The organism is Aeromonas popoffii (assembly GCF_000820025.1).
GTDB classification, from domain to species: Bacteria; Pseudomonadota; Gammaproteobacteria; order Enterobacterales; family Aeromonadaceae; genus Aeromonas; species Aeromonas popoffii.
In genome coordinates this window covers 205889-222793 of sequence record NZ_CDBI01000091.1, presented here as the reverse complement: position 1 = coordinate 222793, position 16905 = coordinate 205889, and the positions used below count along the sequence as shown (strand labels likewise).

Here is a 16905-nt window from a genome sequence, read left to right as displayed (position 1 = left end):
GTGCGGGCCTGGCATCAGGCTGTCGTCGTGCTGGTACCAAAATAATCGGCCAGGAAATCATCGAACGACAGGCTGTCGCTGCGTTCCCGCTCCCGCTGCTTGGCGAGGGACTCGCGCGCCTCGGCGGCGAAGTAGGCCGGATCCCAGTACTGCAAATCGCCTGCCAGCATCTCTTCCCGATAGCGGCTCGCCAGCTCGTCGCCGAAGCAGCCGTTGTCCTGACCGCTCTCCAGCAACTGCTTGAGCAGGCGGGCTGAGTAGGTCAGCTCCGGGTTGAGCAGCTTCTCCCTGTGCATGGCCAAGGTCTCGCGGTAGCCGTTGCGGCCACAGCAGCGATCCAGCAGATCGGCCACCTGAGCCAATTCGTCGAACAGCTTGACGCCGTGCTCCTTGAGGCCGATGGCGTTGCCCTGCTCATCTTCCAGCTCCAGGCCGGGGCGACGCCCCTCCAGCACCACCTTGTTCTGGTTGCGGCGATTGCGGGCCATCTCCTCGTCACTCAACACGGGGGACGGGCGCAACAGGCACCAGACCAGGAACAGATCGAAGAAGCGGATCTGATCCACATCGATGCCGAACGGGGTGAAGGGGTTCACGTCCACTGTGCGCAGCTCTATGTATTCGATGCCGCGCTGCTCCAGCGCATCCGAGGGTTTCTCGCCGCTGCGCGGGGTGCGTTTGGGCCGGATCGGGGCATACAGCTCGTTCTCCAGCTGCAGCACGTTGTCGTTGAGCTGACGGTACTCGCCATTCACCTTGACCCCTATCTTGGCGAAATCGGGATCATGGGTGTTGATGGCACGGCGCAGGCTGCTCACATAGGCGGGCAGGTTGTCGTGGCTGATCTTGAGACCCGCCTGCGCGCTGTTGGTGTAACCAAGATCGGATAGGCGCAGCGCGGTAGCATAGGGCAGATAGAGGGTGCCCTTGCCGATCTTCTGGAACGGCAGGTTGCTCTTGCGCCCCTTTAGGAAGGAGTCGCAGATGGCCGGCGAGGCGCCGAACAGATAGGGCACCAGCCAGCCGAAGCGGTAGACGTTGCGAATCAGCCCCATGTACTTGTCAGAAATGAAGCGCTGGCTGCAACAACCCTCGCACACCAGATCCTGCCACTCGCTCCAGAAGCTGTCCGGCATGGAGAAGTTGAAGTGCACCCCGGCGATCACCTGCATCAGGCTGCCATAGCGGTTCTTCAGCCCCTGCCGGTAGAGGGTCTTCATTTTGCCGATGTTGGAGCTGCCGTACTGGGCCAGCCGTATGCTCTCCTCATCGCCAACAAAGCAGGGCATGGAGAGCGGCCAGATACGCTCGTCACCAAGATGATGGATGGCGTGGCGATGGATGTCGCCCAGCTGTTCGAGCAGGCTGTCGATAGAGTCGGTGGCCGGGGTAATGAACTCCAGCAGGCTCTCCGAGTAGTCGGTGGTGATGTTGGCATGGGTCAGGGCCGAGCCCAGACTCCTGGGGTGATCCCTCTGGGAGAGGGTCCCTTCCGGCGTGATGCGCAGACATTCACGTTCGATCCCGCGCCGGATCCCCTTGAGGGCCGTCAGCCGTTCCGGCGAACCCAGGGCGGTCAACAATTCGGTGAGTGACAAGCTAGTCGTGGTCATATTCACAGCTCAAATGTGTGGCCGCCCCACAGGGGGGCGGCACTATTTTATGAAGCGCCCTCAGGGCAGCTGCAGCGGATAGATGGGAAGATGAAGCTCCTTCAGGGGTTTTTCAAGCTTTTGCTTGTCGCCCACCACCACAATCACCATGTCGGCCGGATCGAGCCAACGGGCGGCGCTGGCTTTGAGCACCTCGGGTGACACCGTTTTGATCAGCTGATTCTGGGCCTGCACATAGTCAGGCTTCAGGTCATACATGATCATCTGCAGCAGGAAGCCAGCCTTCTGGCTAAGGGTTTCGTAAGAGAGTGCATCCTGCTGGGAGACGGCGCTGCGCATGTAGTCCAGCTCCACCGGGGTCGGGCCGGTCGTGCGATAGCCCTCCATCTCGTTGAGGAACTGGCGGATGGCATCCACGGTCGCATCCGCCCGCACATTGGCGCCGGTGGCGAAAGTGCCCACCTCGCGATTAGCGGAGAAGCCCGAGCTGGCACCGTAGGTGTAGCCCTTGTCTTCCCGCAGATTGAGGTTGATGCGGCTGTTGAAGTTACCCCCCAGGTTGAAGTTCATCAGCCCTGCGGTGAAGTAATCTCCCGTGGTATCGAACGGCATAGCGCGGCGGCCGATGCGGATCACCGACTGGGGCGCCCCCGGCTTGTCCACCAGGTAGATGCCCGGCTTGGCCTGTTCACCCTTGGGCTTGAGGCTGCCAAGGGTTGGCGCGGACCCCGCCCACTGGGTCAGGAAGCCGAGTTGCTCCTCCACCTGGGACTGGGCCACGTCCCCCACCACCACCACCTTGGCGTTGGTCGGGTTGTAGTAGTTCTGATAGAAACGCTTCACGTCCGCCAGGGTCAGCTTCTCGATATCAGCCAGCACGCCATCACTGGGCTGGCCGAGGCGGTTTTCCTTGCCATAGACCAACTCGCGGAACGCCTGGCTGGCCAGCCACTCGGGCTGCTGCTCGCTCTGCTTCATCCCCTGCAGCAGCTGCGCCTTGACCCGTTCGAAGTCGGCCTCGCGCATGCCGGGCCGCTCATACATCTCGCGCACCAGCGCCAGAGTCTGCGGCAGCTTGTCGGCCAACGAGCTGATGGTGATGAGGTTGCTGTACTGGGCACTGGAGACGCTGACACTGGAGCCGAGCTTTTGCAGCTCGTCGCTGAGCTGGGCCTCGGTCAGGCGCACCGAGCCCTGTCCCATCATGCTGGCGGTGAGGTTGGCAAGCCCCAGCTCTCCCTTGCCTTCGGCCCGTATACCGCCCGGCAGGGCGATCATGATGGAAACGGCCGGGATCTCGTCACTCTGGGTACCGATGATCTCGATCCCCTTGTCGAGCTTACCGTGCCAGATGGCGGGCACCTTAACGCTGACCGCATCCGCCGCCTTGGGCTGCACGCTGCGATCGAAGGTGTCCTTGACCGGGCGCAGCGCCAGCGGCTCCCCATGCTGGCTGTAATCGGGCAGCTCGCGCTTGGCGGGGGTGAAGTTCGGCTTGGCCACCTGCCAATCCGTCTTGCCCTTGGGCACCACGCTCAGCACCACGGCCGGCTTGTCCACGATGAACTTTTCATAAGCCGCTTTGACCTGCTCCGGGGTCACCTTGCCGATGGCATCCAGTCGCTTGAATACGTAGTTGGGATCCTGGGCAAACACCTGGCCCATGGCAAGCTGGCTCACCTTGCCGGAGACGCTGTCGAGCCCCCAGATGGCCGAGGCGCGATAGCTGTTGATGGCTTTTTCCAGATCCTCTGGCTTGAGGCCGCGACCGGCAAACTCGCCGATCACCTTGTCCACTTCCCCCTTGAGGGTCTTGAGGCTGCCATCCACCGCCGGGTTGGGATAGGCGTAGACGGTCAGGGTGCAGGCCAGCTCCTCGCAGTAATGGGAGGCGCCCACGTCGATGGCCTTGCCGGTTTTCACCAGCGACTGGTAGAGCATGGAGCTGGCGGAGCCGCCGAGCACGTCGGCAAACATGTCCAGCGCCGGCTCCTGCGGATCGCCAAGGGCAACGGTCGGATAGCTGATGTAGAGCAGCGGCAGATGGACCTTGTCCTCCAGCGTCAGGTAGCGTGTTTCGGGCAGGGTCACCGGCTCAGGGGTCGGCTCGGCCACGTCAGGGCCACGCGGGATAGAACCGAAGTACTGTTCGATCCAGGCCAGTGCCTGTTTGGTATCGAAATCGCCGCCCAGGGTCAGGGTAGCGTTATTCGGACCATACCAGCGCAGGAAGAACTGCTTGAGGTCATCCACCCCGACCCGGTCCAGGTCCTCTACATAGCCGATGGGCTGCCAGGAGTAGGGGTGGGTGCGCGGGTAGAGCGCCTCCCCCACCTTCTCGCTCACCAGCCCGTATGGCTGGTTATCGACCCGCTGGGCGCGCTCGTTCTTGACGGTGGCGCGCTGGATCTCAAACTTCTTCTGGCTCACCGCATCGAGCAGGAAGCCCATGCGATCCGCCTCCAGCCAGAGCACCTTCTCCAGCTGATTGGCCGGCACCGTCTCGTAGTAATTGGTACGATCCTTGTTGGTGGTGCCGTTCATGTCGCCACCCGCCTCGTTGATGATCCGCATGTGCTCCTGATCGCCAACGTGTTTTGAGCCCTGGAACATCATGTGTTCGAAGAAGTGGGCAAACCCGGACTTGCCCACCTGCTCGCGGGCCGAGCCCACATGATAGGTGACGTCGAGATGCACCAGGGGATCTGACTTGTCAGGCGCCAGGATCACGGTCAGACCGTTGTCCAGCCTGAACATCTGGTAAGGGATGCCAAGCTTGCCCTCTTCCTTGACCTGCTCGGACACCAGGATGGGGGCGGCCAGCACAGGCAGGGTGAAACCCAGCAGAATACTTAATGGAATGAGTTTGTTCACGGTTACCTCGTGAGTGAAGAAAAGGGCTAGAAAATATGACTGGCCAACAGAAAAACCAGGGCATAACGCAATAATTTGCCGACCCCGATCAGGATGATAGAGCGCCAGAAGGAGAGACGTAGCCAACCGGCCAGCAGGCAGAGGCCATCACCAACAACAGGCGTCCAGGCCAGCAGCAGACACCAGTGACCATGTTGTTTGAGCCAGCCGAGGGCTTTTTGTTCCCCACGGCCTTGAAAATCTTCCGGCTTTTTCTTGAAGGTGGCGAGCCAGCCGAGCCACCAGGTGGTCATGGAGCCGAGGGTATTGCCGAGCGTCGCCCACAGCAGCAAGCTGGTCATGCTCCACTCTCCCTTAACCGCCATGGCGCCCAGCAGCACTTCCGAGCTGCCAGGCAGCAAGGTGGCGGAGGTGAAGGCACTCAGAAACAGCCAGCCCAGCCCCATCTCGGCAATGCCATTCATCCGGGCAGGCCATCGGCGGCAGGCATGCGCAGCACCAGCTTGCCACGGACATGACCACCCTCGATGGCCTGATGGGCCTGCGCCCCCTCGGCCAGGGCAAACTCGCCACCGACTGTGATGTGCACATCCCCCTGGCGCAGCAGGTTCAGCATCTGGGCCAGCTGTTTGCTGTCGGGGTGCACCAGCATGCCGAGCACCTCTATGCCGGTATCGGCCGCCGCATCCTTGATCTGCTGGGCCGTGATGGTGGGCACTGTCACCAGACGGCCACCGGGCTTGACGCAAGCAAGCGCCGCCTTGCCGCTCTCGCCGCCCACCAGATCCAGCACCAGATCGACCTGCCCCCCCTGGGCCAGGATCTGCGCGGCCCAGTCAGCGTCGTGGTAATCCACCCGCTGGTCGGCACCCAGTCTATGGAGAAAATCGTGATTGTCACGACTGGCCGTGGCGACCACCTCGGCGCCATAAGCGCTGGCAAACTGCACCGCCAAATGGCCAACACCACCGGCACCGGCCAGGATCAGCACCCGCTGCCCGGCTTTGAGGCCGCCATGTTCAAACAGCCCCTGCCAGGCGGTAAGACCGGCCAGCGGCAGGGCTGCGCCCTGCATGAGGCTGATGCCATCGAGCTTGACCAGTGCCTCTTCGCTCACCACTGTACTGTCGGCATAGGCGCCACCTGCCAGCGGAAAGCCCACCATGCCGCACACTTGATCCCCCTCTGCCAGCGCCGTGACACCCGGGCCCACCGTCTCAATCACGCCAGCCACATCATACCCCGGTGTCCAGGGCAGATTGTCCTTGTTCTGGGCCGCCGCCCAGCCGAGGCCGGCCCGGGTCTTGGCATCGATGGGATTGACTCCCGCAAAGCAGATGCGCACCCGGACTTCCCCCTCGGCGGGCACCTTGTCCTGCGAAGGGTTGAGCTTGAGTACCGAGGGGTCGCCGAATGCGGTAATCTGTAGCTGCGTCATTGCACAATCCATCCTGTTGACTGATCAAGGGTCAACAGAATAACAGCGAGGACACCATGGCTCGAATGTTTCTTATTCCTCTGTTGCTGGCACTGGGGTGGTGGGCCTTGCTGCTCTACTTCCGCATCCCGCTCAAACAGGGGGCCAAGGGGTTTTACTGGATCATCGGCATAGGTGGGGGGCTAGCCGCCTTCCTCAGCCTGATGATGGTGCTGACTCACTAACGCTCATATGTTGGATAGATAGAGAAATGATACTTGGCGGACTAAACCATTTGACCCTGGCAACAGGAGACCTTGACCGGAGCTTTGCGTTTTATGTGGATTTATTGGGCTTTCGCCCTAGGGTGAAATGGGCTCGCGGAGCCTATTTAACGCAGGGTAATTTGTGGCTTTGCCTTTCTTGCGATAATCCCCAACCAGCTAAAGACTACAGCCATGTTGCCTTGAGCATCTCGGCAGAGCTCTTTCCCGCTTTCTGTGCCCACCTGCGTCAAGCGGGCATAGAAGAGTGGAAGACCAATAGTAGCGAAGGGGAATCGTTTTATTTAAAAGACCCGGATGGTCATCAACTAGAGATCCATGTTGGCGACCTTGCAAGTCGCCTGGATTCACTCAAAACACGTCCTTATGAGGGCCTAGTCTGGTTCGAATAAGCCGGATTCAATCGCTTTCAGTACGCAAGTGATAGTGGCGATTGCTGCCCTGCCCCAGCACCCCTTGGGCCAGCAGATGCTGAAATACCCTGTCCACCTCTTCCAACGAGAGCGAAAGGGCCAGTGCCACCGAGCGCTTGCTGCACTTGAGCTCGCCGCTCTCCAACACGGAACGCACCTGGGCCACCACAGCGGGCTCGGGTTCCGGCCTGCTCGCCTCCGGGGGAGTGGCCGCAGACGCAGCCTGCTCCCGCGCCTGCTGCCACAGCCACATGCGGCGAAAGCGGTTCTCCTCGCCAATCAGGCTGACGAAGAAGGCGCCAAACACATCCAGCAGTACGGAGAGGAAGCAGACTAACAGGAACTGCACCTGGCTGATGCTCATGCCCACGCCGTCAGCCAGACTGCTCATCAGCCCCAGCATGGAGGACTGCTCATTGACCGGCTTGGCATCCCGCTCCTGGCGCAACTCATCCTGCTGCAACCTGAGCTTGGTGTTGGCCTGCTGCAAGCCGCTGACACCGCTGGAGATACGTGCCATTTCTATGTACTTGCGGGCCGCCTCCTCGTTGAGCTGGATCTGGCGCTCTATGCTGGCGATCTGCTCGTCGAAACGGGCCAGTTCCCGCTCGTGATGCGCCTGCTGGCTCAGTATGGTGTTGGTGGCGCTATTGATGCCGCCGATACTGCCGCCGATGGAGATGGCGGCCAGCACGCTGTAGAACAGCAGCGACCAAAAGGCCCCTCCCAGATCCCGCCGCGCCTTGCACTCCCCATACTCGTACCAGACGTAGAACTTGCCCAGTTCAAAGATGATGGCCAGCCCGCCGAACAGCCACTTCATCAGCGGGTTGTCATCGATGGAGAGGAACAGCAGCAGGGAGAAGATGATGGAGGCCAGAATGGCCAGCCCGGTGAAACTGTATACCGTCGTCAGAGCAAACCACCCCTTGGGGTAGCGCAGCGCGGAGGAGTCCTGTGTGGTCATGATGAAGGGGTGTGCTGTGCAGGAAAAGTTGGCTGCCGATTATAGTCGCCAGACTCGCACAGAGAAGTGCAAATGACTGAATTCCTTCAGATTGACAACCAGCTGCCCAGAGTGCGACCAAAACGGACAAATCGGCAGCAGAAAAGCGATACAATCCCTGCCTGACTTGATCATGTGGTGAGATGGAGTACGGTTCCGCTCAGGTTCAGCCCCGGTCTGTAGACTCATCCACCGTTGCAATTATCAGAGGCCATCATGAACAGTAAGACCACTTTGCTACTCTCCCTTCTTCTGGTTACCGGCAACGCCGCAGCGACACAGCACTATCAAGAGAGCAGTGGCTCCGAATTCTCCGTCGATGAGCTTGCATTCAATCTGAACTGGGATGACACGCAGTTCGGCTGGCCCCAGAACGACTGCCTCGATCTGGGGGGCGGCGAAACCGCGCCGGCCGACTGCGAGGCGGTCAAATTCAATCTAAAAGATGAAGAGAACCGCAACCAGCCACCGAAAACCAACCAGATCCCTGCCAATTCGCAGAGTGGCCAGTAACGACAGGAGTACCCTTGCGATGACCCAAACCAAACACAACCCCATTATCCATCGCGGCGCCCTGCTGCTCTCCCTGCTCATGGCGCACGGCATCGCGTTTGCGGCCCCCCCCCCCAGCAGGAATGGCGATGGCATCAAGATCTCCGGTGATGGCATCAAGATCAATCTCGACTGGGATGACAAAGAGTACGACTGGTGGCAGAACAACTGCCTGGATCTTGGTATTGGCGACAGCCGGATCAAACTCAACTGTGACAAGATGGATGGCAAGTACCGGGATCACTACAACCGCAGCATTCACAGCGGCAATAATCCGGGTCAGGGCCATAACAAGCAGAAGGGCAATGGCAACGGGAACGGCAAGCAGAACCAACCGCCACCACCGCAGTAATCACACAGGGGCACTAGGCCCCTGTGTTCGTTGGACTACCAGTAATTCTCCGCACTGATATTGCCCGGCGCCCGCCGCAGGTTCTTAGCCAGTCCCAATGCCAGCAAGGTCTGTTGAGTCTCCTTCACCATGGCCGGATTGCCACAGATAAGCACCTGGCTCGACTCCGCTGAAAAATCCAGCCCCACCCGTTCCTGCAACTGGCCGTTGGCGATGGCCGCCGGGATCCGCCCTGCCATCGCACCGGGCCAGGTCTCACGGCTGACGAAGGGCACGTAGCGAAAGCGTGCCCCCTGCTGCTCGGTAAAACTGGCGATAAGCGGCTGATAGCTCAGCTCCTCCCCTTTGCGTACCCCGTGTACCAGCACCAGATTCTCGAAGCGGTCGAAGGCCTCGCCGTCCGCCAGCATGGAGAGGAAGGGGCCGATGGCAGTACCGGTAGAGAGCAGCCAGAGATCGCGGCCGGGCGGGAGCTCATCCAGAGTCAGAAAGCCGGTCGCCTGGGATTGCACCAGCAGAGTGTCGCCCGCTTGCAGGGAACCGAGAGTGGGAGTCAGCTCGCCATCGGGGATCTCGACGAAATAAAACTCGTGGTACGGCGCAGAAGGCGGATTGACGAAGGAGTAGGCCCGCTGGATGCGGCGATCACCCTGAACAAGGGCCAGTTTGGTAAATTGCCCTGCCTTGTAGGGGGCCAGTTCGGCCTCCACACGCAGGGAAAACAGGGTGGGGGTCCATTCGATACGCTCGATGACCCTACCTTCGACCCAGGCTGCCATAAGGCTCTCCTCCAGAGGAACAGAACCTCACTTTACCCCTCGTTCCCAAAATAAAAAACCCGCGCAAATGCGCGGGTTTTTTTGCAACAGCGAAACGCTATTACAGGGCAACAACCTGAACTTGTACGGTTGCTTTAACGTCAGCGTGCAGCTGAACAACAACTTCGTACTCGCCGGTGTTACGCAGAACGTTGCCCATGCGGACCTCGCTCTTGGCAACAGCAACGCCGGCAGCAGTGATGGCATCAGCCACGTCACGGGTACCGATGGAACCAAACAGCTTGCCTTCGTCGCCAGATTTGGAGGCGATGACAACAGCAGCCAGTTCACCCAGCTTGGCAGCGCGCTCTTCAGCGGCAGCTTTACCGGCAGCCAGTTTGGCTTCCAGGTCAGCACGGCGAGCATCGAAAGTCTCGATGTTGGCCTTGGTAGCCATAACGGCTTTGCCTTGCGGGATCAGATAGTTACGGGCGTAGCCAGCTTTAACAGCGACTTGATCACCCAGACCGCCCAGTTTGGCGATTTTGTCGAGCAGGATAACTTGCATTACCTTTCCTCTATAAAAGTTGAGTTAGGCTTAAGTGCCGGGCCGATTCTTACTTGTTGTGCAGATCGGTGTACGGCAGCAGAGCCAGGTAACGAGCACGCTTGATGGCGCGTGCCAGCTGACGCTGATACTTGGCGCGGGTACCGGTGATACGGCTCGGTACGATCTTGCCAGATTCAGTGACGTAGTTTTTCAGAGTAACGATATCTTTGTAGTCGATCTCGGTAACGTTCTCGGCAGTGAAGCGGCAGAACTTACGACGACGGAAATAACGTGCCATGGCCTTTATCCTCTATTCAGTGATCCAGAATTACTCTTCGGAAGACGCTGCTTCAACAGTATCTTCGCGGCGCTCGTCGTCACGACGGACGAAGCGCTCTTCCTTGGCCTTGGCCATCGGAGAAACTTCAGTCACGGCGTGCTTGGTGCGCATGATCATGTTGCGGATAACGGCATCGTTGAAACGGAAGTTGGTTTCCAGTTCATCGATAACGGCTTGCTCTGCTTCCACGTTCATCAGAACGTAGTGAGCTTTGTGCAGCTTGTCGATCGGGTAAGCCAGTTGACGACGGCCCCAATCTTCCATGCGATGGATAGTACCACCCGCGGTGGTGATAGCGCCGGTGTAACGCTCGATCATGCCGGGTACTTGCTCGCTCTGGTCCGGATGAACCATGAAGACGATTTCGTAATGACGCATTTTAGCTCCTTACGGATTAATTCAGCCTCCGCCCAGGTGCAGCCAGACCTCGGAGGCAAGGAACGTATGGTGTGTTTAGACACTGCTTTCTAGGGCGGCGTATTGTACGAAATCACATCCCCCACTGCAACTGGCCGCCGCAGATGTTTTTATCTATGGGTATGATACGACACAACAATTGATAATAATTATCATTTAGATCTATTCTCTCTCCATCATCTTATGGAGAGTGTTGCCATGCAACCCGCGCTGACCACGGCCATTCCGGCCCGCAAATTCAAACTGACCTTGCTTGGCCCCGCCTTTATCGCCGCCATCGGCTATATAGACCCGGGCAACTTCGCCACCAATATCCAGGCCGGTTCCACCTTCGGCTATCAACTGCTGTGGGTGGTGGTATGGGCCAATCTGATGGCCATGCTGGTGCAGACCCTCTCGGCGAAGCTCGGCATAGTCACCGGCAAGAACCTGGCGGAGCACATCCGCGACCGGCTGCCCAAACCGGCGGTCTGGGCCTACTGGGTACAGGCGGAGATCATCGCCATGGCCACGGATCTCGCCGAGTTCATCGGTGCGGCCGTGGGCTTCAAGCTGCTGCTCGGCATCACCCTGCTGGAGGGTGCCGGCATCACGGCCGTGGTCACCTGGGGCATTCTGATGCTGCAATCCCGCGGTCAGAAGCCGCTGGAGTTCGTGGTTGGCGGCCTGTTGCTGTGCGTGGCAGCGGCCTATATCGTCGAGCTGGTGCTCTCCCGCCCTCATCTGCCGAGCCTGCTGGAAGGCGCCCTCTTCCCCGGCCTACCCAACAGCGACGCCGTCTACCTGGCCGCTGGCGTGCTCGGTGCAACAGTCATGCCTCACGTCATCTACCTGCACTCGGCGCTGACCCAGCACACCCTGGATCAAGGCACAGTGCCCCAGCGACTGCACACCACCCGGGTGGACGTCGCCATTGCCATGACCATAGCCGGCTTCGTCAACCTGGCCATGATGGCCGTGGCGGCCGCCGCCTTCCACGGCGCTCACCAGCCAGTGGCCGAACTCGAAACCGCCTACCAGACGCTCACTCCCTTGCTCGGGCAGGCCGCCGCCACCCTGTTCGGCCTGTCACTGGTGGCCTCCGGCATCTCCTCCACCGTGGTGGGTACGCTCGCCGGTCAAGTGGTGATGCAAGGCTTCGTGCGCTTCGTCATACCGCTCTGGCTGCGCCGCGTCATCACCATGGCCCCCGCCTTTGTGGTGATCGCTATGGGGCTCAACACCACCGAAATATTGGTGCTGAGCCAGGTGGTGCTGAGCTTCGGCATCGCGCTCGCGCTCATTCCACTGCTGATCCTGACCGGCGATCGGGCGCTGATGGGCGAGTATCGCAACCATCCGGTGACTCAGGCAGTCGGCCGCCTCATCGTCGCACTGGTGATCGGGCTCAACGCCTACCTGCTGGTCGCCATGATCTAGCGCTCACAACCCGCTATTCAGGCCGGCTTATTAACCCAGGTTAATGAGCCGGTCTGCACTTTGGCGTATGCTGCGGCTCTCTCTTCCTCTTCGATTCGCAGGAGCCATCCATGGAACACACTCGAGCCAGCTTCGTACTGGGCCACCATCATGAACAGGCCAGCGTGGTCTTCTGCCAGAGCGGCGACACCAGCCTGCTGGTGACCGACCTCACCCCTTTCCATCCCCAGAGCCACCTCTGGCCCGATCAGCCAGGCGATGTGGGCACGGTTTGCTGGGATGGCGGCAACGCCAGCGTGGGCCCCTGCCGCATGGGGGCCATCAGCCCCGAAGGAGCACTGTTCGTGGACACCGATATTCCGGTCAAGCGTGGCGCCGAAGGGTGGGCCTTCGTGGTGGTACATCCCCTGGCAGGCCAGCACTCTCTGGCGGTGGGTTCCAGGGTTGAACTGAAGGTAGATGCCGCTGCCCGCGATGCCCTGAGCCTGGGCCACAGCGGCTGCCATCTGGCGGCGCTGGCCCTCAACCGGGTGCTGGTTCCCTACTGGCGCAAAGAGGTGAGCGAGCGCGACTCGCTGGATCAGCCCGACTTTGACCGCCTCGCCATCCAGAGCTCACGGGTCGAGCCCATGGGCTCCCAAGAGCAGTACCGCATCGGCAAGAGCCTGCGCAAGAAGGGGGTCAACAGCGAGGCGCTGCTGGCGGAGCTGGCGCAGATAGAAGAGAGGATCAACCAGCAGCTGGCCGACTGGCTGGCAGCCGGTGGCGAGATCCGCCGCAGCCGGACCGGCGAAGCCATCATAGATTCGCGCTACTGGCACTGCATGCTGGCAGGAGCGGAGGTCACCATCCCCTGCGGCGGCACCCACGTCAGCAACTTGGCAGAACTGGGCCAGGTTCGGGTGCAACTGGCCCCCTGCGAGGAAGGCTTCACCCTGGTCACCCGGGTCACTCCTTAAGTCAAACGTCAGGCCGGACGTATCCCGGCCTGACGTCGTCATCAATCAGCCGAGGCGGATCAGCAGGATACCGCAGAGGATCACCAGCGCGGCCCACAGCCGCACCCGCCCCAACGGCTCCCCCAGCCAACACCAGGAGAGCAGCACAGCAAACAACACGCTGCTCTCGCGCAGCGCCGCCACCAGCCCGATGGGCGCCTGGGTCATGGCCCAGATGACGATGCCGTAGGCAAGCAGTGACAGGGCGCCGCCGAGCGCACCGGTACGCCATGCCGCGAGATCGTGCGCGTGCCAGGCGGTGCGACTCTGCCAGCGCATCAGCAACGGCATCATCAAAGCCGTCAGGGCAAACAACCAGAGGGTATAGCGCACAGGCGCCCCGGCCGAGCGGGCGCCAGCGCCATCGGATAGGGTATAGGCGGCGGTGAACAGCGCCGTGATCAGCACGGCACGCAGAGCTGCAGGCACCAGCCTGATGCCGCCACGCCACGCCATCAGCAACACCCCGCTGACCAGCACCACAGCACCCGCTACCGCCACTCCACCTGGCACCTCCCCCAGTAGTAGCACCCCGAGCAAGAGGGTCACCAGGGGGGCACTGCCACGGGCCAGCGGATAGATCTGGCCGAACTCCCCCAGCCGATAGGCCCGACCGAGAAACAGGCAATAACCGCAATGTAGCAGGATGGATAGCGCCAGCCAGGGATATTCGGCAGGCACAGGCAGTCCCACCAGCGGCAAGAAGGGGGCGGCAAACAGCCCGGAGCAGAGGGAGACCAGCAATACGCTGACGCGCCCCTCGGCTTGGCGCTTGGCCAGCGCATTCCAGAGGGCGTGCAACAGCGCGGCCAGCAGGATGGCCGCAAAGAGGGTGGGTGTCACGACGGGTTCCTGTCACTAAGAGCGGGACAGACTACCCTACTTTCGGTGCAACAACCGAGATCGGCTTCATAAGATGCTCATATGACAAACCGGCCAACAGCCGGTTTGTCATAGGGAGGAGAGCAGAGTGACCTAGCTCAGGCGACGCTGCCAATGGATGGCCAGCAGGATAAAGCCCATCCCGACCCAGAGGTTCCAGACCGGGATCTCGCCAAACAGCCAGATCCCCAGCAATACCACGAACATCAGGCCTGAATATTCGGTTGCCGCAATACGGTTGGCCTCCACCTGCCGATAGGCGTAGATGCAGCTGGCATGGTAGAGCAGTTGCATCACCGCGCTGCCACCGATCAGCGCCAGCAGACGCCAGTCCACCGGCTGCCATTGATTCACCGCCAACCCCGCCGTCAACGGCAACGCCAGCAGGTTGGCCCAGAACAGGGTTGCCACCACAGAGATACCCGCTGGCAACTTGCGGCCGGTCACGTTGAACAGCGCCAGGGTGAAGGCGGTCACCAAGGCACCCAGTCCCGCCAGATGAAAATCCCCCGGCTTGAGCACGAACACGACCCCGAGCAGGCCTATGCCCCCCAACAGCCAGACCCGGGAGTGGATCTTCTCCTTGAGCAACCAGGCCGCCAGCGGCAGGGTCAGCAGCGGAGAGACATAGAAGATGGCGTTGGCCGTGGCCAGCGGCAGCTGGGTCAGGGCCAGCATCATGCCACCCCCGCCGAGCAGACAGAGGTGACCGCGCAGCAGGTGCCATTTCCAGGCACCCAGTCCCCAAGCCGCTCTCGGCACACGCAGCATGAAGGGCAGCAGCACCAGCAGGGTCAGCAGCTGGCGCAGGACCATGTATTGGAAGGGGCTGAAACCGGGGCCGATCAGCTTGACCAGCACATCGGAGAAGGCCTGGGCCAGATTGCCCAGCACCAGAGTGATGATGGCGAAGGTTTGCAGGTCCAGAGCGAACCGCTTGCGCAACAGCTCCATCAGCGACAGCCACTCGTGTGGCGAACGCAGATAAAATGGCTCAACGGCTCAATCGCTGAATCTTGTTCAGTATTAATGGGGTAAAAAACCATTTTTAAACATATCCATCAACAGTTGCCGATTAATCATTCAGAGGGTACCCAGTAATATGGCGGCGAGCACCCGTTTTCTTTACTACCTCAAGACATAATAATTTCATTGTTATGCCTAAAAGATATTAAAAGGAGGTCATACCGATGTGGGGAATGTCATCATCCAGATAGGGCTCGCCCACGGCGGTGAAGCCATGACGACCATAGAAACCCTGCAGGTGCGCCTGAGCGCCCAGATAGATGCTGATCCCGGGCCACAGCCGTTCGCATTCTTGCAGCGCCTGTTGCATCAGCTGGTGACCCAGACCATCGCCTCTGGCCTCGGGCGCCGTCACCACCCGGCCGATCACCACCTGATGCGACTTGGCCACGCCGGGCGCCATCAGTCTGGCGTAGGCCACCAGCACGCCATTCTGCCAGCCGAGCAGGTGCTGCACGTCGGGACGCTTGTCGACCCCGTCCATATCGAGGAAAACACAAGTCTGCTCCACCACGAAGACGCGGGATCTCAGGGTGAGCAGTTCATACAGTTCGTTGACGTCGAGTTGTTCAAAAGACTTGAGGGACCAGTTCATGGAAGTTCCTTGCTCATGATGAGAAGGGCAGCATAGCCAGCCGCGCAGGCGCAAGCATTAACTTTTGTTAAGATCCTTCAACCGTTTGCGAATACGGCTCAGGCTGATGGGGGTGATGCCCAGATAAGCGGCGATCTGGTGATCCGGCACCCTGGCGTCCAGCTCGGGAAAGCGTTGCAGAAAGTGCTGATAACGGGCCTGAGGGCTCTCGGTCAGCAAGAGCAACTCCTTCTCCTCTTTGATCCGCAACTGCACCGCCAGCAGGTGGTGATACCAGGCGGGCCAGCAAGAGAGCTGACGCAAGTCGCCAAGGTTGAAGAGTTGCAAACGGCAGGGCTCCAGCGCTTCCACGCTGTAGCGGGCAGGTTCACCACTGAGCAGATGGTGGAAATCGATAAACTCGTCCCCCTCCCAGTAGAACTCCTTGATGTACTCACGGCCATCCGCCAGCACCACCTTGGCCCGTAGCAGCCCTTGCTCCACCCTGACCAGCAGGTCGGGCCTGTCGCCCGCATGCCAGAGACAGGTGCGGGGGGTTAATGTCAGCGGACGGGCAAAAGAGAGGAGGCGCGCGGCCTCCTGCTCATTCATGACCCGATCCCGGCTAAACGGGGGTCTGTCCATCCCGTTCGCCTCAGGCGCGACGCTGACGCACGGCTTCAAACAGGCAGACGCCCGTTGCCACCGACACATTGAGGCTGGAGACGGCCCCGGCCATCGGGATGCTCACCAGCTCGTCGCAATGCTCGCGAGTCAGACGGCGCATGCCCTTGCCTTCGGCGCCCATAACAAGTGCCATCGGGCCGGTCAGTTTGGCCTGATAGATATCGTGATCCGCCTCGCCAGCGGTGCCAACCAGCCAGACGCCGCGCTCCTGCAACTCACGCAGGGTGCGAGCCAGGTTGGTGACCTGGATGAGCGGCACCACTTCGGCGGCGCCACAGGCGACCTTGCGCACCACTGAGGTCAGGCCGCTGGCCTTGTCCCGCGGCACTATCACCGCATGCACGCCAGCTGCATCGGCGCTGCGCAGGCAGGCGCCGAGGTTGTGCGGATCTGTCACCCCGTCCAGCACCAGCAGGAAGGGCTGGCTCTGTTGTGCCACCAGCTCGTCCAGCAGGCTGGCCAGATCGTGCTCGGCCAGCTTGGGCGCCTCTATCACCTTGGCCATGATGCCCTGGTGATTGTTGCCTTCCGCTTTGTCATCAAGGGTCTTGCGGTTCACGCTCTGCACCTTGAGGCCGAGGGACTCCAGCTCGGTCAGCAAGGGTTGCAGCCGGTCGTCATCCCGGCCCTTGAGGGCCCACACTTCGATGAAACGCTCGGGAGTGCGCTCCAGCAGCGCGGTGACAGCGTGAATGCCGTAGATCAGTTCAGTACTCATGTTCAAGATCCGTGGTGTCAGGTCG

General features: G+C 60.7%; 20 protein-coding genes. 6 read left to right on the top strand and 14 right to left on the bottom strand.

The window, feature by feature from the left end; genetic code table 11:
- Positions 1-14 precede the first annotated feature (14 nt).
- Genes gshA through BN1129_RS19885 form a run of 4 tightly spaced genes read right to left on the bottom strand, consistent with a single transcriptional unit; the run spans position 15 to position 5937 of the window.
- Positions 15-1613, bottom strand: coding sequence for a glutamate--cysteine ligase (gene gshA, locus BN1129_RS19900; protein ID WP_042038877.1), 1599 nt, complete (start codon positions 1611-1613; stop codon positions 15-17).
- A 60-nt stretch (positions 1614-1673) separates the two neighbouring features.
- A complete protein-coding gene (locus BN1129_RS19895) occupies positions 1674-4487 on the bottom strand; it encodes a M16 family metallopeptidase (protein WP_042038876.1) in 2814 nt (937 codons plus the stop codon).
- A gap of 26 nt (positions 4488-4513) precedes the next feature.
- Complete coding sequence (locus BN1129_RS19890; RefSeq protein ID WP_042038875.1) at positions 4514-4951, bottom strand: YqaA family protein; 438 nt, start codon at positions 4949-4951, stop codon at positions 4514-4516.
- On the bottom strand, positions 4948-5937 hold the full coding sequence (locus tag BN1129_RS19885) for an NADP-dependent oxidoreductase (RefSeq protein ID WP_052449384.1): 990 nt from the start codon (positions 5935-5937) through the stop codon (positions 4948-4950). Before BN1129_RS19885 ends, BN1129_RS19890 begins: the two co-directional genes overlap by 4 nt.
- Positions 5938-5981: 44 nt before the next feature.
- Here BN1129_RS19885 and BN1129_RS23625 point away from each other — a divergent pair, with 44 nt between their 5' ends.
- Positions 5982-6149 carry a hypothetical protein gene (locus BN1129_RS23625; protein WP_162265158.1) on the top strand — a complete coding sequence of 56 codons (168 nt, stop codon included), beginning with the start codon at positions 5982-5984 and terminating at the stop codon, positions 6147-6149.
- A 29-nt stretch (positions 6150-6178) separates the two neighbouring features.
- Entirely contained in the window at positions 6179-6580 is a 402-nt protein-coding gene (fos, locus tag BN1129_RS19880; RefSeq protein ID WP_042038937.1) for a fosfomycin resistance glutathione transferase, read from the top strand.
- A gap of 7 nt (positions 6581-6587) precedes the next feature.
- Here fos and BN1129_RS19875 read toward each other — a convergent pair whose 3' ends face one another.
- A complete protein-coding gene (locus BN1129_RS19875) occupies positions 6588-7568 on the bottom strand; it encodes a hypothetical protein (RefSeq protein ID WP_042038872.1) in 981 nt (326 codons plus the stop codon).
- Between the two features lie 255 nt (positions 7569-7823).
- Here BN1129_RS19875 and BN1129_RS19870 point away from each other — a divergent pair, with 255 nt between their 5' ends.
- On the top strand, positions 7824-8120 hold the full coding sequence (locus BN1129_RS19870; RefSeq protein WP_042038871.1) for a hypothetical protein: 297 nt from the start codon (positions 7824-7826) through the stop codon (positions 8118-8120).
- Between the two features lie 19 nt (positions 8121-8139).
- Positions 8140-8511, top strand: coding sequence for a hypothetical protein (locus BN1129_RS19865; RefSeq protein ID WP_042038869.1), 372 nt, complete (start codon positions 8140-8142; stop codon positions 8509-8511).
- 35 nt (positions 8512-8546) lie between these two features.
- On the opposite strand, the gene BN1129_RS19860 is transcribed toward BN1129_RS19865, so the two are convergent.
- The 4 genes from BN1129_RS19860 to rpsF form a co-directional block, all read right to left on the bottom strand.
- Positions 8547-9290, bottom strand: a complete 744-nt coding sequence (locus BN1129_RS19860) for a ferredoxin--NADP reductase (protein WP_042038868.1) — start codon at positions 9288-9290, stop codon at positions 8547-8549.
- A gap of 100 nt (positions 9291-9390) precedes the next feature.
- Positions 9391-9837, bottom strand: coding sequence for a 50S ribosomal protein L9 (gene rplI, locus BN1129_RS19855; RefSeq protein WP_042038867.1), 447 nt, complete (start codon positions 9835-9837; stop codon positions 9391-9393).
- 49 nt (positions 9838-9886) lie between these two features.
- On the bottom strand, positions 9887-10117 hold the full coding sequence (gene rpsR / locus BN1129_RS19850) for a 30S ribosomal protein S18 (RefSeq protein ID WP_005313392.1): 231 nt from the start codon (positions 10115-10117) through the stop codon (positions 9887-9889).
- A gap of 30 nt (positions 10118-10147) precedes the next feature.
- On the bottom strand, positions 10148-10537 hold the full coding sequence (gene rpsF, locus BN1129_RS19845) for a 30S ribosomal protein S6 (RefSeq protein WP_005313395.1): 390 nt from the start codon (positions 10535-10537) through the stop codon (positions 10148-10150).
- Between the two features lie 222 nt (positions 10538-10759).
- On the opposite strand from rpsF, the gene BN1129_RS19840 reads away from it, so the two are divergent.
- Both BN1129_RS19840 and BN1129_RS19835 read left to right on the top strand, forming a co-directional pair.
- A complete protein-coding gene (locus BN1129_RS19840) occupies positions 10760-11995 on the top strand; it encodes an Nramp family divalent metal transporter (RefSeq protein ID WP_157013488.1) in 1236 nt (411 codons plus the stop codon).
- A gap of 110 nt (positions 11996-12105) precedes the next feature.
- Entirely contained in the window at positions 12106-12954 is an 849-nt protein-coding gene (locus BN1129_RS19835) for an alanyl-tRNA editing protein (RefSeq protein ID WP_042038862.1), read from the top strand.
- A 45-nt stretch (positions 12955-12999) separates the two neighbouring features.
- Here the strand turns inward: BN1129_RS19835 and BN1129_RS19830 are convergent, their stop codons facing one another.
- From BN1129_RS19830 to rlmB, 5 genes are all read right to left on the bottom strand, one after another.
- Positions 13000-13836, bottom strand: coding sequence for a DMT family transporter (locus BN1129_RS19830; protein WP_042038861.1), 837 nt, complete (start codon positions 13834-13836; stop codon positions 13000-13002).
- A 132-nt stretch (positions 13837-13968) separates the two neighbouring features.
- On the bottom strand, positions 13969-14829 hold the full coding sequence (locus tag BN1129_RS19825; RefSeq protein ID WP_042038859.1) for a DMT family transporter: 861 nt from the start codon (positions 14827-14829) through the stop codon (positions 13969-13971).
- 217 nt (positions 14830-15046) lie between these two features.
- Positions 15047-15496 carry a GNAT family N-acetyltransferase gene (locus BN1129_RS19820; protein WP_042038857.1) on the bottom strand — a complete coding sequence of 150 codons (450 nt, stop codon included), beginning with the start codon at positions 15494-15496 and terminating at the stop codon, positions 15047-15049.
- 57 nt (positions 15497-15553) lie between these two features.
- A complete protein-coding gene (locus BN1129_RS19815; RefSeq protein WP_042038855.1) occupies positions 15554-16120 on the bottom strand; it encodes a Crp/Fnr family transcriptional regulator in 567 nt (188 codons plus the stop codon).
- A 10-nt stretch (positions 16121-16130) separates the two neighbouring features.
- On the bottom strand, positions 16131-16880 hold the full coding sequence (rlmB, locus tag BN1129_RS19810) for a 23S rRNA (guanosine(2251)-2'-O)-methyltransferase RlmB (protein ID WP_042038853.1): 750 nt from the start codon (positions 16878-16880) through the stop codon (positions 16131-16133).
- Positions 16881-16905: the final 25 nt, after the last annotated feature.

Bases quoted from the DNA above. Each gene is read 5' to 3' on its own strand.
- BN1129_RS19820 (WP_042038857.1), bottom strand. From the start codon at position 15,496: ATGAACTGGTCCCTCAAGTCTTTTGAACAACTCGACGTCAACGAACTG.
- BN1129_RS19885 (WP_052449384.1), bottom strand. From the start codon at position 5,937: ATGGATTGTGCAATGACGCAGCTACAGATTACCGCATTCGGCGACCCC.
- rlmB (WP_042038853.1), bottom strand. From the start codon at position 16,880: ATGAGTACTGAACTGATCTACGGCATTCACGCTGTCACCGCGCTGCTG.
- BN1129_RS19860 (WP_042038868.1), bottom strand. From the start codon at position 9,290: ATGGCAGCCTGGGTCGAAGGTAGGGTCATCGAGCGTATCGAATGGACC.
- rpsF (WP_005313395.1), bottom strand. From the start codon at position 10,537: ATGCGTCATTACGAAATCGTCTTCATGGTTCATCCGGACCAGAGCGAG.
- BN1129_RS19870 (WP_042038871.1), top strand. From the start codon at position 7,824: ATGAACAGTAAGACCACTTTGCTACTCTCCCTTCTTCTGGTTACCGGC.
- BN1129_RS19875 (WP_042038872.1), bottom strand. From the start codon at position 7,568: ATGACCACACAGGACTCCTCCGCGCTGCGCTACCCCAAGGGGTGGTTT.
- BN1129_RS23625 (WP_162265158.1), top strand. From the start codon at position 5,982: ATGGCTCGAATGTTTCTTATTCCTCTGTTGCTGGCACTGGGGTGGTGG.
- BN1129_RS19840 (WP_157013488.1), top strand. From the start codon at position 10,760: ATGGAGAGTGTTGCCATGCAACCCGCGCTGACCACGGCCATTCCGGCC.
- BN1129_RS19890 (WP_042038875.1), bottom strand. From the start codon at position 4,951: ATGAATGGCATTGCCGAGATGGGGCTGGGCTGGCTGTTTCTGAGTGCC.
- BN1129_RS19835 (WP_042038862.1), top strand. From the start codon at position 12,106: ATGGAACACACTCGAGCCAGCTTCGTACTGGGCCACCATCATGAACAG.
- rplI (WP_042038867.1), bottom strand. From the start codon at position 9,837: ATGCAAGTTATCCTGCTCGACAAAATCGCCAAACTGGGCGGTCTGGGT.
- BN1129_RS19865 (WP_042038869.1), top strand. From the start codon at position 8,140: ATGACCCAAACCAAACACAACCCCATTATCCATCGCGGCGCCCTGCTG.
- BN1129_RS19825 (WP_042038859.1), bottom strand. From the start codon at position 14,829: ATGGAGCTGTTGCGCAAGCGGTTCGCTCTGGACCTGCAAACCTTCGCC.
- BN1129_RS19815 (WP_042038855.1), bottom strand. From the start codon at position 16,120: ATGGACAGACCCCCGTTTAGCCGGGATCGGGTCATGAATGAGCAGGAG.
- gshA (WP_042038877.1), bottom strand. From the start codon at position 1,613: ATGACCACGACTAGCTTGTCACTCACCGAATTGTTGACCGCCCTGGGT.
- rpsR (WP_005313392.1), bottom strand. From the start codon at position 10,117: ATGGCACGTTATTTCCGTCGTCGTAAGTTCTGCCGCTTCACTGCCGAG.